The 14,510-nt window shown below is 65.5% G+C and carries 12 protein-coding genes; 11 read left to right on the top strand and 1 reads right to left on the bottom strand.

Annotation, left to right across the window (positions count from 1 at the left end; translation table 11 throughout):
- Positions 1 to 6 precede the first annotated feature (6 nt).
- The 7 genes from BLR57_RS02575 to BLR57_RS02600 all read left to right on the top strand — a co-directional run bounded on the left by BLR57_RS02575 (position 7) and on the right by BLR57_RS02600 (position 7,713).
- Positions 7 to 2,934, top strand: coding sequence for a DNA-directed RNA polymerase subunit A' (locus BLR57_RS02575; protein WP_089693832.1), 2,928 nt, complete (start codon positions 7 to 9; stop codon positions 2,932 to 2,934).
- Positions 2,927 to 4,201 (top strand): DNA-directed RNA polymerase subunit A'', encoded by a 1,275-nt coding sequence (rpoA2, locus tag BLR57_RS02580; protein ID WP_089693834.1) that lies wholly within the window; start codon positions 2,927 to 2,929, stop codon positions 4,199 to 4,201. Before BLR57_RS02575 ends, rpoA2 begins: the two co-directional genes overlap by 8 nt.
- Before the next feature lie 3 nt (positions 4,202 to 4,204).
- Positions 4,205 to 4,624 (top strand): NusA-like transcription termination signal-binding factor, encoded by a 420-nt coding sequence (locus BLR57_RS02585; protein WP_089693836.1) that lies wholly within the window; start codon positions 4,205 to 4,207, stop codon positions 4,622 to 4,624.
- A gap of 195 nt (positions 4,625 to 4,819) precedes the next feature.
- The gene (locus tag BLR57_RS19205; protein ID WP_170830539.1) at positions 4,820 to 4,990 is read left to right on the top strand and encodes a hypothetical protein; all 171 of its coding nucleotides are present in this window, start codon (positions 4,820 to 4,822) and stop codon (positions 4,988 to 4,990) included.
- A gap of 168 nt (positions 4,991 to 5,158) precedes the next feature.
- Complete coding sequence (locus tag BLR57_RS02590) at positions 5,159 to 5,587, top strand: 30S ribosomal protein S12 (RefSeq protein ID WP_089693839.1); 429 nt, start codon at positions 5,159 to 5,161, stop codon at positions 5,585 to 5,587.
- Positions 5,587 to 6,201, top strand: coding sequence for a 30S ribosomal protein S7 (locus BLR57_RS02595; RefSeq protein ID WP_089693841.1), 615 nt, complete (start codon positions 5,587 to 5,589; stop codon positions 6,199 to 6,201). The genes BLR57_RS02590 and BLR57_RS02595 overlap by 1 nt, the downstream gene beginning before the upstream one ends.
- Before the next feature lie 252 nt (positions 6,202 to 6,453).
- The gene (locus tag BLR57_RS02600) at positions 6,454 to 7,713 is read left to right on the top strand and encodes a PQQ-dependent sugar dehydrogenase (RefSeq protein ID WP_244509884.1); all 1,260 of its coding nucleotides are present in this window, start codon (positions 6,454 to 6,456) and stop codon (positions 7,711 to 7,713) included.
- Positions 7,714 to 7,724: 11 nt separating this feature from the next.
- On the opposite strand, the gene BLR57_RS02605 is transcribed toward BLR57_RS02600, so the two are convergent.
- The gene (locus BLR57_RS02605) at positions 7,725 to 8,492 is read right to left on the bottom strand and encodes a DUF5781 family protein (RefSeq protein ID WP_089693845.1); all 768 of its coding nucleotides are present in this window, start codon (positions 8,490 to 8,492) and stop codon (positions 7,725 to 7,727) included.
- 233 nt (positions 8,493 to 8,725) lie between these two features.
- Between BLR57_RS02605 and BLR57_RS02610 the strand changes: the two genes are divergently transcribed.
- The 4 genes from BLR57_RS02610 (at position 8,726) to BLR57_RS02625 (ending at position 14,144) form a co-directional block, all read left to right on the top strand.
- Positions 8,726 to 10,909: an elongation factor EF-2 gene (locus BLR57_RS02610; protein WP_089693848.1), complete on the top strand. Its 2,184-nt coding sequence runs from the start codon at positions 8,726 to 8,728 to the stop codon at positions 10,907 to 10,909.
- 177 nt (positions 10,910 to 11,086) lie between these two features.
- The gene (locus BLR57_RS02615) at positions 11,087 to 12,403 is read left to right on the top strand and encodes an APC family permease (RefSeq protein ID WP_089693850.1); all 1,317 of its coding nucleotides are present in this window, start codon (positions 11,087 to 11,089) and stop codon (positions 12,401 to 12,403) included.
- Positions 12,404 to 12,618: 215 nt separating this feature from the next.
- A complete protein-coding gene (locus BLR57_RS02620) occupies positions 12,619 to 13,200 on the top strand; it encodes an amino acid-binding protein (RefSeq protein ID WP_089693852.1) in 582 nt (193 codons plus the stop codon).
- Positions 13,197 to 14,144, top strand: a complete 948-nt coding sequence (locus BLR57_RS02625) for a homoserine dehydrogenase (protein WP_089693854.1) — start codon at positions 13,197 to 13,199, stop codon at positions 14,142 to 14,144. Before BLR57_RS02620 ends, BLR57_RS02625 begins: the two co-directional genes overlap by 4 nt.
- The last annotated feature ends 366 nt before the right edge of the window (positions 14,145 to 14,510 follow it).

The following is a 14,510-nucleotide window of genomic DNA, read 5'->3' on the forward strand; positions in this document are numbered from 1 at the left end:
ATGTCAATGCAGACACCCAAGGAAATCGGCGGCATTCAGTTCGGGTTGATGGACCCGGAGACGTACCGAGACATGTCCGCCACGAAGGTCATCACGGCGGACACGTACGACGACGACGGCTACCCCATCGACATGGGGCTGATGGACCCGCGGCTGGGCGTCATCGACCCGGGGCTGGAGTGCCGCACCTGCGGCCAGCACTCGGGGTCGTGTAACGGCCACTTCGGCCACATCGAACTCGCCGCGCCCGTCATCCACGTCGGCTTCACGAAGCTCATCCGACGGCTGCTCCGCTCGACCTGCCGTGAGTGCGGAAAGCTCGCGCTCACCGAGGACGAGAAGGAGGAGTACCACGAGAAGCTCAAGCGGACGAAGGAGCTCGGTGAGGACTGGAGCGACGTCATGAAGGCGGGCGTCCGCCAGGCACGGAAGGCCAAGCGCTGTCCGTACTGTGGCAACCCCGCCCACGACATCAAACACGAGAAGCCGACGACCTACTACGAGGTCCAGGACGTCCTCTCGGGCGACTACTCCGAGCTCATCGCGGAAGCGATGCAGCCCGACCCCGACGACGAGGACGACGAGGGGATGTCGCCGCAGGCACTCGCCGAGAAGACCGGCATCGACCTCGACCGTGTCAACCAGATCATGTCGGGCGAGTTCCGCCCGCGCAAGGAGGACCGCAAGGCCCTCGAGAAGGCACTGAAGATCGACCTGACGGTCGAGGACATGAACAAGCTGATGCCCTCGGACATCCGCGACTGGTTCGAGGACATCCCGGACGAGGACCTCGAATCGCTCGGTATCGACGCGAGCCGCTCGCGTCCCGAGTGGATGATCCTCACTGTGCTCCCCGTCCCGCCGGTGACGGCCCGTCCCTCGATTACGCTCGACAACGGCCAGCGTTCGGAGGACGACCTGACCCACAAGCTCGTCGACATCATCCGCATCAACCAGCGGTTCATGGAGAACCGCGAGGCTGGCGCGCCGCAGTTGATTATCGAGGACCTGTGGGAGCTGCTCCAGTACCACGTCACGACCTTCATCGACAACGAGATTTCGGGCACGCCGCCGGCGCGTCACCGCTCCGGCCGCCCGCTGAAGACGCTCTCCCAGCGTCTTAAGGGCAAGGAGGGACGCTTCCGTGGCTCCCTCTCGGGGAAGCGTGTCAACTTCTCGGCGCGTACCGTCATCTCGCCGGACCCGACCCTCAGCCTGAACGAGGTCGGTGTCCCCGAGCGCGTCGCGCGTGAGATGACCCAGACGATGAACGTCACCGAGCGTAACATCGAGGAGGCCCAGCAGTACGTCCGCAACGGACCCGAGGGCCACCCCGGTGCCAACTACGTCAAGCGGCCGGACGGCCGCCGCCTGAAGGTGACGGAGAAGAACTGCGAAGAACTGGCCGAAAAGGTCGAACTCGGCTGGGAGGTCAACCGCCATCTCGTCGACGGCGACATCGTCATCTTCAACCGACAGCCGTCGCTGCACCGGATGTCCATCATGGCCCACGAAGTGGTCGTGATGCCGTACAAGACGTTCCGCCTGAACACTGTCGTCTGTCCGCCGTACAACGCTGACTTCGACGGCGACGAGATGAACATGCACGCGCTGCAGAACGAGGAGGCTCGCGCGGAAGCGCGCGTCCTCATGCGTGTGCAGGAACAGATCCTCTCCCCGCGCTTCGGTGAGAACATCATCGGCGCGATTCAGGACCACATCAGTGGGACCTACCTGCTGACCCACGAGAACCCGCACTTCACGGAGACGCAGGCACTCGACCTGCTGCGTGCGACGAGCGTCGACACGCTGCCCGAACCCGACGGCGAGGAGGACGGCGAGCCGTACTGGACGGGCCACTCCATCTTCTCGGAGCTGCTGCCCGACGACCTCTCCTTGGAGTTCAAGAGTTCGACCGGCGACGACGTCGTCATCGTCGACGGCCAGCTCATCGAGGGGACCATCGACGAGGACGCAGTCGGTGCCTTCGGTGGGGAGATCGTCGACACCATCACCAAGGTCTACTCGGAGACGCGTGCCCGCGTGTTCATCAACGAGATCGCCTCGTTGGCGATGCGTGCCATCATGCACTTCGGGTTCTCCATCGGGATCGACGACGAGTCCATCCCGCCGGAGGCCAACGAACAGGTCGACGAGGCCATCGACAACGCCTACGAGCGCATCCAGGAACTCATCCAGACCTACGAGGCGGGCGAACTCGAGTCGCTGCCCGGCCGGACGGTCGACGAGACCCTGGAGATGAAGATCATGCAGACGCTCGGCAAGGCACGTGACTCCGCCGGTGAGATCGCCGACGACCACTTCGGCGACGACAACCCGGCAGTCATCATGGCCCGCTCGGGTGCACGTGGGTCGATGCTGAACCTGACCCAGATGGCCGGCTGTGTCGGCCAGCAGGCAGTCCGCGGCGAGCGGATCAACCGCGGGTACGAGGACCGTACCCTCAGCCACTACAAGAAGGACGACCTCTCCGCCGAGGCCCACGGCTTCGTGGAGAACTCCTACCGTGGCGGTCTCACCCCGCGTGAGTTCTTCTTCCACGCGATGGGTGGCCGCGAGGGGCTTGTCGACACGGCAGTCCGTACCTCGAAGTCCGGATATCTGCAGCGTCGGCTCATCAACGCCCTCTCGGAACTCGAAGCGCAGTACGACGGCTCGGTGCGCGACACCTCGGGCAACATCGTCCAGTTCGAGTTCGGTGAGGACGGTACCAGCCCGGTGAAGGTCTCCTCCAGCGAGGACGGCGACGTCGACGTCGAGAGCATCGCCGACCGCATCATCGAGTCCGAGTTCGACAGCGAGGAACAGAAAGAGCGGTTCCTCGGTCGGCGCGCGCCGCCGACGAACCTCTCGGAACACGCGGGCCCGGGTCGGAACAAGGCTCTGGGCACGGAGGTGGAATCCGATGACTGAGAGCAAAGAGAAGAGCGTCAACCAGCTCGTCGGCGAGTACGAACACGTCGACGAGGACATCGCGCTCGTCATCGAGGACACTGAACTGCCGCGTCGCCTGAAGACCCGCGTCTACAAGACCATCGAGGGTCGCAACGGCGTCGTGAGCCCGGAACAAGCCAACGAGATCGCCGAAGCCGTCGAGAACCGCTATCTCGACACGCGCGTCGATCCGCTGGACCCCGTCGGCACCGTCTCCGCGCAGTCCATCGGGGAGCCGGGGACGCAGATGACGATGAACACGTTCCACTACGCGGGTGTCGCGGAGATCGACGTGACCCAGGGGCTGCCGCGCCTCATCGAACTCGTCGACGCCCGGAAGACGCCGGACACGCCGACGATGACCGTGCATCTCCAATCCGCCGAGCAGAACGAGGCGGACATCCCGTACGCGACGGACCGCGAATACGCCCACGAGGTCGTCTGGGACATCGAGGCGACGCACATCCTCGCGCTCGGTGACGTCTCGACGAACGTCGCGGACATGCTCGTCCGCATCGACCTCAACGACGACACGCTGGCCGAGCGGTGGCCGCGTTCGAACAACGTGACCGAGGTCGCCCAGGAGATCGCCGAGACCATCGAGGACGCCCTCGGCGTGAAGACCCGGCAGTCCGGCACCGTCATCGAGTTCGGGCCGGACGAGCCGAGCTACCGCCAGCTGCTCCAGCTGGTCGAAGAGCTCCGCGAGATCACCTTCAAGGGTATCGAGGGCATCGACCGCGTCGTCATCCGCAAGGAGAAGACCGACGACGGCGAGGGCGAGGAGTTCGTCCTCTACACCGAAGGGTCGGAGTTCGGCGACGTCCTCTCCATCGAGGGCGTCGACGCCACGCGGACGACGACGAACAACATCCACGAGGTCTACCGCCAGCTGGGCGTCGAGGCGGCCCGCGAGGCCATCATCGAGGAGACGATGGACACGCTCGCCGAGCAGGGGCTCGACGACGTGAACATCCGCCACCTGATGCTCGTCTCGGACATCATGACCAACCGCGGGACCATCGAGTCCATCGGCCGCCACGGTATCTCCGGCTCGAAGGACTCTGTGCTCGCCCGTGCGGCGTTCGAGGTGACGGTCAACCACCTGCTCGACGCCGCCATCCACGGCGAGGCAGACGACCTCGACGGCGTCATCGAGAACGTCATCGTCGGCAAGCCCGTCTCCATCGGGACCGGCGACGTCGACCTCAAGATGGGGTCGTTCACCGCACCCTCCGACGATTAGTCGATGAAAGTCACGCTGTCGGACGAGGCGATGCGGTTCATGAGCCTCTTCGACGAGGTCGCCGAGGTCAGTCCGAAGGATTGTCTCGTCGACGAGGACCGGCTCGTCCTCCTCGTCCCCGCGGGCGAGATGGGCAAGGCCATCGGCCCGGCCGGCAAGACAGTCAAGCGGTTCGAAGAACGGGTCGGCCGGACGGTCGAACTCGTCGAGGACGCCGACACGGCGGAGGCGTTCGTCGCCAGCGCGCTCGCACCGGCGGCGATCCGTCACGTCACGGTCTCCGAACAGGACGACCGCGTCGCCTACGTCGAGGTCGAAGAGGCCGACCGTGGCGTCGCCATCGGTTCGGGCGGGGCGAACATCGAGACCGCTCGCGAACTGGCCCAGCGGCACTACGACATCGACGACATCCAGCTGACCTGAGCGGCCACCGTCGCAGCCGCGTCCGCTGCGTTTCTGCCGAAAACCGTACTACGGAACGAGTGACTCGGAGCGGTAGGTACTGCCTACTTCGCGGGACGGGGGAAATGGGAGGGTGAGTCGCCGGTCGGCGGCCGTCGCCGACGGTGTGGTTTACCCGACTGATAACTAAACCCGCAGGTTGCGTCGGTATCCGGTATGTCTCCACCACCGTTCTCGATCCGCTGTCCTTGCTGCGCTGCCGACCTTCCGGCGGGTGAGGTGGTGACGGACGGGGGTCGCCCCGAGATGGGCGACGCGCTCTACGGCGAGACAGTCGAGTGCTCCCACTGCGACGCCGCGTTCGAGGTGTTCTTCTACCCGGATTGAAACGGCCTGTGCTGGCCGTTCGTTCCCTCTCCTCCGCTGAGCGGCCGTAACTCGAATCGCTGAAACGGCCTCAGATTCCTTCTTTCACCCCGCTACTCGGTTCTGAGGCCGTTTCGTGCGCGACGAAAAGGGAGGCTTAAGTAGCTCCGTCTGGAAATCAGATTCACTATGGCGAACGGCAAGTACGCAGCCCGCAAACTCAAACAGGACCGTCAGAGTCACCGATGGTCCGACTCGAAGTACGCACGCCGCGAGCGTGGTCTTCGCAAGAAGTCCGACCCCCTCGAGGGCGCGCCGCAGGCACGCGGCATCGTCCTGGAGAAGGTCGGTATCGAGGCAAAGCAGCCCAACTCGGCGATCCGAAAGTGCGTCCGTGTCCAGCTTATCAAGAACGGTAAGCAGGTCACCGCTTTCTGTCCGGGTGACGGTGCGATCTCCTTCATCGACGAACACGACGAAGTCACCATCGCCGGGATCGGTGGCGCGAAGGGTCGCGCGATGGGTGACCTTTCCGGTGTCAACTACAAGGTCGAGAAGGTCAACGGTGTCTCGATGATCGAACTCGTGCGCGGTAACGCGGAGAAGCCTGTCCGATAATGTCCGAGAGCGAAGCCCCCGAGCCGGAATCCCCGGCCGACAGTGAGGAAGCAGCATCGAACGCGCAGCTCTTCGGCGTCTGGGACGTCTCCGAGATCGAGTACACCGACCCGAGTACGCAGCGCTACATCAACGTGACCCCCATCGCTCACACGATGGGCCGTCACGCCTCCAAGCAGTTCAAGAAGTCCGAGATCAGCATCGTCGAGCGGCTCACGAACCGTCTGATGCAGACTCAGGACAACACGGGCCAGAAGCAGAAGGCCCTGAAGATCGTCCGCGAGGCGTTCGACATCGTCCACGAGCGCACCGAGGAGAACCCGGTGCAGGTGCTCGTCACGGCCATCGAGAACGCCGCTCCGCGTGAGGAGACCGTCCGCCTGAAGTACGGTGGCATCTCCGTCCCGAAGGCGGTCGACGTCGCGCCGCAGCGCCGTGTCGACGAGGCCCTGAAGTACATCGCACAGGGAACGAAGTCCGGTTCCTACAAGTCGAAGACGAGTGCCGCCGAGGCACTCGCCCAGCAGCTCGTCGGTGCGTCGAACTACGACGTCCAGACGTACGCCATCTCGCAGAAAGAAGAGCGCGAGCGCGTCGCCGCCGCGGCCCGTTAAGCGGTTCTTCTCTCTCTTTCGTTCTCCGTCCCGTGAGCAGCGGTGCTCGTCCGTCCAGCGATGTTTTCGGAAGCCGGTCGGCCAACCCGACAGTATTTTAGGATGGCCTAAAATAGTGTAATCATGCGAAACTGTTCGAGGCGGAAACTTCTCGGGGTGGTCGCGTCAGTCGGCGTCGCTGGCTGTCTCGGTGCTCCGACTCAGGAGGCTGCCGAATCGACACAGCAGCCGACCGAGTCAGCGACAGCGACAGTGACACCGGAACCGACGCCGACGTACGACCTCACCGTCGGCCACGACATCGAGGCGTGGGACGAGTACGACCCCGACTGGTCTGCGCCCGCGACGTCGCCGGAGGTCGCCGTCGACGTGGAGGTCGTCGTCGAGAACCTCGACGTCCCGTGGGACCTCGCGTTCGCCCCGACCGGCGACCTGTTCATCACGGAGCGGACCGGCCGGGTGGTCCGGTACGCCGCAGACGAGGTGACGGCCGTCGCGGAACTCGCCGACGCCGCCGAGTCGGAGTCGCTCCCGCCGGGGAGCGAGGAGAGTTCGTGGTGGCTCGCGGGTGGTGAGGGTGGGACGCTCGGAGTCGCCGTCCATCCGAACTACCCCGAACCGCCGCTGGTCTACGTCTACTACACCTACCGCGACGAGGCGGACGAGCGGTACAACAAGCTCGTCTCGGTCGACGTCTCGGCGGACGACCCGTCGGCGACGGCGACGCCGCTCGTCGAAGAAATCCCGGCCGACAGCTACCACAACGGCGGACGGATCGACTTCGGCCCGGCGAACTATCTGTGGGTGACCACCGGCGACGCCGGCGAAGCCGAGCGAGCGCAGGACCCCGGCTGGCTCGGCGGGAAGGTCCTCCGGCTCGAACCCGACGGCAGCGCCGCATCGGCCAACCCGGACCTCGGCGCGGACGCGGACCCGCGTGTCTACAGTTACGGCCACCGGAACCCGCAGGGTATCTCGTGGCTGCCGGACGGCACACCAGTACTCTCAGAACACGGCGGCGGCCCCGACGAGATGAACGTGCTTCGGCCGGGCGCGAACTACGGCTGGCCGCAGGTGCCGACGGACGTCTGGTACGACGAAGCGGCGAGCGACGAGGTGAACCCGGTCGCGAGCAGCCGGCTCGAACCGATCACGTGGGCACCGAGCGGGGCCGTCTTCTATACGGGCGACGCGTTCCCGGCGTTCAAAAACCGGTTTCTCGTGGGGGCACTGGCCGGCCAGCGGCTGAAGGTGTTCACGCTCTCCGACCCCGACGGGGAGCTGCCGCCGCTGGGCGAGACTGGTGTCCGACACGACGCCGACTGGCTCGACGACGCGTTCCTCACGACGAGTCACGACCGGCTCGTGGACGAACTCGGGCGGATCCGCCACGTCGAACAGGGACCGGACGGCGCGCTCTACGCCATCACATCGAACCGCGACGGGCGGGCGAAGGGGTCGTTCCCGACGGAGCGTGACGACGTGCTCGTCAGGCTCACGCCGGGCGAGTAGATGTTCGACGGTCAGTCGGCGGCGGGACCACTTCCTCTCGGTGGGTCGGCGTACGCGCGGGTCACGTCGACGAGTGCCTTCCGGTAGTCGCTCTTCGTGGGGTCGTCGGCGAGCGACGTGAAGCGTCGTTTGAACGCCTCGACGTCGATGCCGGGGGCGTCGTCGGCTGCGAGTCCTGCGAAGTCGTAGAGCGGATGGTCCCGCCCGGCCAGCCCGTGGCGTTCGACGAGCGCGAGCGCGAAGGCGGCGTTGACGGCGGTCATCTCGGGGTCCGAGGCGGCAGTGAGACGTCTTCGTGAGGGGCCGTCGGCCTCGCCGCTCGGTTTGTCGGCGACGGCGGCGGCGAGCTGTGATTCGAGGAAGGTGAGGAGCTTCGTCGCCGAGGTCAGAGAGAGGGTGATGTCGTCGGCGTAGATGTCCTTCATGTGGTTGGCGATCTGGTAGCAGTGGATCAGCTTGCGCCGCTCGACGGACTTGCCGGGCAGTGCGAGAAACAGTGCTTCCTCTGTCGACTGCACGTGAGAGGGGTGGGACTCCTCGTAGCGAGCCATGTGGGCGAACTCGTGGAGTGCGAGTTCGCGGGCCATGACGCTCGTGGCGGCCTGTCGGGAGATGTTCAGTACGTGGTAGTCTTCGTAGTGGCCCGCCCACGTCCGCTCGTCGGGGTCGTCTCTGACGCGGACGCGGACCGGCCACTCGAGGTCGTATTCGGTCTCGAAGAGGTCCGCCGCGCTGAGAAACGGGTCCGGGGTGGCGGCCCCCAGTACGCGCACATCCATGTGTTGTGTTACCAAGGTGCCCTGTAGTATGACTCTTGTGCCTCTGGAGAGGCGGTAGGCGGTGCCTACTGCGGCGTCGGCGGCGGTGGCTCGACGAGGCCGACGTCGGCGACAGCCCCACGAACTCGCACGTGGTACATTGGCACACATGGCGGTGAGGGCGGAGAATTCGGCGGTTTCCCCACCGGCAAAACACTACCCTTTTGACCCTGCTGCCGGAAGCAGTCAGTATAATGGGCCGACGAAAGAAAATCGTTCAAGAATGTGAGAAGCTGATGGACAACCCGGAGCACATCCGGAACATCGCCATCGCCGCTCACGTCGACCACGGGAAGACGACCCTCTCGGACAACCTCCTCGCAGGTGCCGGCATGATCTCCGACGAGACCGCCGGCCAGCAGCTCGCGATGGACACGAAGGAAGACGAGCAGGAACGTGGGATCACCATCGACGCGGCTAACGTCTCGATGACCCACGAGTGGAACGACAAGAACCACCTCATCAACCTCATCGACACACCGGGCCACGTCGACTTCGGTGGCGACGTGACCCGTGCGATGCGTGCCGTCGACGGCGCGCTCGTCGTCGTCGACGCCGTCGAGGGCGCGATGCCCCAGACGGAGACGGTGCTCCGGCAGGCACTCCGCGAGGGTGTCAAGCCCGCACTGTTCATCAACAAAGTCGACCGCCTCATCAACGAGCTTCAGGAAGGGCCCCAGGAGATGCAGGAGCGGCTCTTCGACGTCATCTCCGACGTCAACGAGCTCATCCGTGGCATGACCGAAGAGAAGGATTACGACTGGACGGTCTCCGTCGAGGACGGCACCGTCGCCTTCGGGTCCGCCCTCTACAAGTGGGGTGTCTCGATGCCGTCGATGCAGGAGACCGGCATCTCCTTCGGCGACATCATCGACATGGAGAGTAACGACCAGCGACAGGAACTCCACGAGGCGACGCCGCTCTCGGACGTCGTCCTGGACATGGTCGCCGAGCACTTCCCGAACCCGCTCGAAGCCCAGCCCCGTCGTATCCCCGCCGTCTGGCGTGGTGACGCCGACTCCGACCTCGCAAAGCAGATGCGTGAGGTCGACGACGACGGCGACGTCGTCTTCATGGTGACCGACATCTCGATGGACCCGCACGCCGGCGAAATCGCGACCGGTCGCCTGTTCTCGGGCACCATCAAGAAGGGCCAGGAGCTCTACGTCTCCGGCACAGCGAAGAAGAACCGCGTCCAGTCCGTTGGTATCTTCATGGGTGGCGAGCGCGAGGATCTCGACCGTGGGGTCCCCGCCGGCAACATCGCGGCCGTCACCGGCCTGCGTGACGCCATCGCCGGTTCGACCGTCTCCTCCGTCGAGATGACGCCGTTCGAGTCCATCGAGCACATCTCGGAGCCGGTCATCACGAAGTCCGTCGAGGCAACCAACATGGACGACCTGCCGAAGCTCATCCAGACGCTCCAGCAGGTCGCCAAGGAAGACCCGACCATCCGCGTCGAGATTAACGAGGACACGGGCGAGCACCTCATCAGCGGACAGGGCGAGCTTCACCTCGAAGTCATCACCCAGCGTATCCAGAAGAACCAGGGCATCCCGGTCCACACCGGTGAGCCGATCGTCGTCTACCGCGAGACGCCGACGCAGGGTTCCCGCGAGGTCGAGGGTGTCTCCCCGAACCGCCACAACAAGTTCTACATCTCCGTCGAACCCCTCTCGCAGGAGATCATCGACGAGATCAAGCTGGGCAACATCGCCAACGACATGCCCGAACTGGAGCGCCGTGAAGCGCTGCAGGAAGCCGGCATGGACAAGGACGCCTCCCAGAACTTCGAGCACATCTTCGGCACGAACATCCTGCTCGACGACACGAAGGGTATCCAGCACCTGAACGAGACGATGGAACTCGTCATCGAGGGGATGGAAGAAGCACTCAACGACGGTCCGCTCGCCGCCGAGCCGGTCCAGGGTGCACTCCTCCGTCTCCACGACGCGAAGCTCCACGAGGACACCATCCACCGTGGTCCCGCGCAGGTCATCCCCGCCGCTCGCGAGGCTGTCCACCGCGCACTCATCGACGCGAAGGTCAAGCTGCAGGAGCCGATCCAGAACGTCCGCATCGACGTCGCCTCCGACTACATGGGCTCTGCCTCCGGCGAGATTCAGGGTCGCCGTGGCAGCGTCGACGACATGTACCAGGAAGGTGACCTCATGGTCATCGAGGGTATCGCACCCGTCGAAGAGATGATCGGGTTCTCGTCGGACATCCGCTCGGCGACGGAAGGCCGCGCCTCCTGGAACACGGAGAACGCCGGCTTCCGCGTCATGTCCGACAGCCTCCAGACGGACAAGATCATGGAGATCCGAGAGCGCAAGGGCATGAAGCTCGAACTGTCGCCGGCCATCGACTACATCTAAGTCGAGACCCGCGCGACCAACGACTGCCCACGACTGCTCGCGTCTCTTCGCGACATCTCGCGATTCTTCGCGACTTCTTTCGTCTCTCCGCCTACCAGTCGCCACTGAACGGTCGCGGCCTGCGTTCGTTCCGACGTGGCCACAAGTTACAACCGCTTTTGTCGACTAACGCTATCTATGGGCGAGGAGAAACTGGGCTTCGCCGGAGCGACAGCTATCGGGCTGGGCGGGATGATCGGTGGCGGCGTCTTCTCGGTGCTCGGGGTGGTCGCGACCATCGCCGGAGCGGCCTCGTGGGCGGCCTTTACCGCCGCCAGCCTCGTCTCGATGTGTGCGGCCTACTCCTATCTCAAACTGAACGACGTCGGCGACGTCCGCGGCGGGTCGGTGAGCCTCATCGAGGAGTTCGTCGGCAACTCCACGCTCGCGGGGATGGTCGGCTGGACCCTCCTCTTCGGCTACATCGGTGCCATCGCGATGTACGCCTTCGCCTTCGGGAGCTTCACCGAGAAACTCGTCGGGATGCAGACGCTCGCCGGGCTGCCGTTTCGACCCATCGCCTCGGTGCTCGGCGTCGCAATCTTCGTCGGCCTGAACGTTCTCGGGGCGCGGGCGACGGGGACGTCCGAGGAGATTCTCGTCGCGTTGAAGCTCGTCATCCTGTTCGGCATCAGCGCGTGGGGGCTGTGGTACGGCGCGGGCCAGGGGCAGCTGTCGTTCGGCTTCGACCGCATCGCGAGCACGAGCTTCGCGACCGCCGTCGCGGTCTCGTTCGTCTCCTTCCAGGGCTGGCAGCTGCTCATGTACGACCAAGAGAACATCGAGAACGCGAAGTCGACGCTGCCGAAAGCCGTGTTCGTCTCCATCGTCGGTGCCATCGTCATCGACAGCATGGTCGCCATCCTCGTGACGAGTCTGGTCGAGACGTCCGTCATCTCTCAGCGGCCGGAGGTCGCCGTCGCGGTGGCCGTCGAGCCGTTCCTCGGGCAGATCGGCTTCACCTTCGTCGCTATCGCGGCCATCTTCTCGACGGGGAGTGCGATCAACGGGACGCTGTTCAGCGCGGCCAACTTCGCGAAGGGGATGCTCGCGGACGACCTGCTGCCCGACCAGTTCGGCGACAGCGACGCCGACGGCGCGCCGACGACGACGGTGCTCGTTCTCGGCGTCGCCGCGGCCGCCTTCACCGCCTACGGCAGCCTCGAAGCCATCACCTCCTTCGGCTCGCTGGCGTTCCTCGCGGTCTTCGGGGCGATGAGCTATCTCGCCCTCCGCGAGCGTGAGAACGACGAGATCTTCTCTCCCATCCCGGCACTCGGCGTCCTCGGGACGGTCGCGTTCTTCCCGCTCGTCCTCCTGCATCTGTGGACGTCCCAGCGAGAGGTCTTCTACGCCGTTGTCCTCATCACCGTCGCCGTCGTCGGCGTCGAGTTGCTGTACTTCGAGCGCGACCACATTGCCGACGGAGTCCGGACGGTCGAGAACCGGCTGTGAGCCGGGCTGTGGCGTGCGAGCGGTTCCCCCGCGAGACGTGGTAACACGCGTAGATCGTCGGAGAGAATTGTAATCGACGAAGGCTTATAACGCGAGGCCCGAGTGTGTTCTACCATGCAACGGGGCACGCACCACCCGAGCAGCATCGGCACGGAGCAACGGCGCTATCGCTCCCAGCCGACAACAGTTGCGGCGCGTGCCACGGGGGTGAGTCGATGAGCAGCGACGGCGAGGCCGAGTCCGTCGAGGCCGAGGAGGAGGTCGCCGAGACCGACGGCGGCGAACATCCACAGGCGCACACGGTTCGACTGGAACTCGTCGACGAACCCGGCCAACTGCTCGCGGCACTCCAACCCATCTCGGAGAACGGGGGCAATCTGCTCTCGATATTCCACGAGCGCGGCAACCTCACGCCGCGGGGGCACATCCCCGTCGAGGTCGACCTCGAATGTCCGCCCGACCGCTTCGAGACCATCGTCGAGGCGCTGCGGGACAACGGCGTCAACGTCATCCAGGCGGGTGCCGAACGCTACGGCGAGGAACTCACGATTCTCCTGGTCGGCCACCTCATCGACACGGATCTCTCGGATACGCTCCGGCGCGTTCAGGGCCACACGGACGCGACGGTGACGGATCTCTCGCTGTCGGCTCCCGAAGGGACCGACGACGTCTCCAGTGCCCGGCTGCGGCTCGCGACGCGGGCTGGCAAGACCGACGAAGTACTCGAGGCCATCCGCGAGGTCGCCGGTGAGAAGGAGTTGGACGTCGTCGAGCCGCTCACGGAGGTATCGGCATGAGTCTCCGTATCGCGGTTCTCGGAGCCGGCGCGGTCGGCCGCTCGGTCGTCGACCTCGCCGAGGAGTACGGCCATACCGTGACGGCGGTCGCCGACTCCTCGACGGCCGCGGTCGATTCGACTGGCTTGGACCCCGACGTGGTTCTCGAACGGAAGGAACGCGAGGGTGTCGTCGGCGACCTCGCGCTCGACGACGCGCTCGCCGCGGACTACGACGTGCTCGTCGAGGCGACGCCGACGACGCTCGGCGACGCCGAACCCGGCTTCTCGCACGTCCAACACGCACTGGAGCGGGACCGCCACGTCGTGCTCGCGAACAAGGGTCCGGTCGCCGAACGATACGACGACCTGCGGGCACTCGAAGTCAAGAGCGAGGGAACGGTCCAGTTCGAGGCCGCCGTCGGCGGGGCCATCCCGGTCCTCTCGACCATCGCGGACTTCGGAGGCGAGCACATCACCGCCGCTCGCGGCGTGCTCAACGGCACGGCCAACTTCATCCTCTCGCGGATGGCCGCCGAGGGGCTGGGCTACGAACACGTCCTCGCGGAGGCCCAGGACCTCGGCGTCGCGGAGGCCGACCCCTCCTTCGACGTGGAGGGGACGGACGCCGCGCTGAAGTTCGTCATCCTCGCGAACGTCCTCAACGACGGCGGCTACACGCTCGCCGACGCGGAGGTCGAGGGCATCAAGAACATCCCCGGCAGCGCGCTCGACCTCGCCGCCGAGGACGGCCGGACGGTTCGGCTCATCGGCGAGGCGACGCCCGACGGCATCCGCGTCGGCCCGCGACTCGTCCCCCAGAACGGGACGCTCGCAGTGAGCGGGACGCGCAACATCGTCCAACTGGAGACGGAGTACGCCGGCAACCTCAACCTCAGCGGCCGCGGCGCGGGCGGCCCCGAGACGGCGACGGCGGTGCTCTCGGACGTCAGTCGGCTGGAGTGAGCTAAGAGCGACGCGCGGCTTTTTTCGAGTGTCGAAAATCGGTGAGCGGCAGCGATGGTGGCTCGAACCACAGTGAACTGCGTCACCCGATTACCCACCGTGGCGCGTGGCTTCGCGGCTTTCATGCCGCGAGACACGCACGCGAGGGACGAGTGAGCGAGCAGCGCGAGCGAAGGAGTCGGTTGGGGAGGGCGTGGCTGTGCCGCGGGGAGGGGCTGAAAGGGGACGCGTTGTCGACGAACCTCCGCGACGTAAGCACCGCAGGCGAAGCCGAGGAGCACAGCGAGCGGCGGGAGTCGACAACGCGTGGGCTTTCGAGAAGGAATCTGCGTCGGCTCCTCTTCAGCGAAATCTGCGACTTTGGAA

The sequence above is a fragment of the Halogranum gelatinilyticum genome, from assembly GCF_900103715.1.
GTDB classification, from domain to species: Archaea; Halobacteriota; Halobacteria; order Halobacteriales; family Haloferacaceae; genus Halogranum; species Halogranum gelatinilyticum.

Bases quoted from the DNA above. Each gene is read 5' to 3' on its own strand.
- rpoA2 (WP_089693834.1), top strand. From the start codon at position 2,927: ATGACTGAGAGCAAAGAGAAGAGCGTCAACCAGCTCGTCGGCGAGTAC.
- BLR57_RS02615 (WP_089693850.1), top strand. From the start codon at position 11,087: ATGGGCGAGGAGAAACTGGGCTTCGCCGGAGCGACAGCTATCGGGCTG.
- BLR57_RS02605 (WP_089693845.1), bottom strand. From the start codon at position 8,492: ATGGATGTGCGCGTACTGGGGGCCGCCACCCCGGACCCGTTTCTCAGC.
- BLR57_RS19205 (WP_170830539.1), top strand. From the start codon at position 4,820: ATGTCTCCACCACCGTTCTCGATCCGCTGTCCTTGCTGCGCTGCCGAC.
- BLR57_RS02590 (WP_089693839.1), top strand. From the start codon at position 5,159: ATGGCGAACGGCAAGTACGCAGCCCGCAAACTCAAACAGGACCGTCAG.
- BLR57_RS02585 (WP_089693836.1), top strand. From the start codon at position 4,205: ATGAAAGTCACGCTGTCGGACGAGGCGATGCGGTTCATGAGCCTCTTC.
- BLR57_RS02620 (WP_089693852.1), top strand. From the start codon at position 12,619: ATGAGCAGCGACGGCGAGGCCGAGTCCGTCGAGGCCGAGGAGGAGGTC.
- BLR57_RS02610 (WP_089693848.1), top strand. From the start codon at position 8,726: ATGGGCCGACGAAAGAAAATCGTTCAAGAATGTGAGAAGCTGATGGAC.
- BLR57_RS02595 (WP_089693841.1), top strand. From the start codon at position 5,587: ATGTCCGAGAGCGAAGCCCCCGAGCCGGAATCCCCGGCCGACAGTGAG.
- BLR57_RS02575 (WP_089693832.1), top strand. From the start codon at position 7: ATGCAGACACCCAAGGAAATCGGCGGCATTCAGTTCGGGTTGATGGAC.
- BLR57_RS02625 (WP_089693854.1), top strand. From the start codon at position 13,197: ATGAGTCTCCGTATCGCGGTTCTCGGAGCCGGCGCGGTCGGCCGCTCG.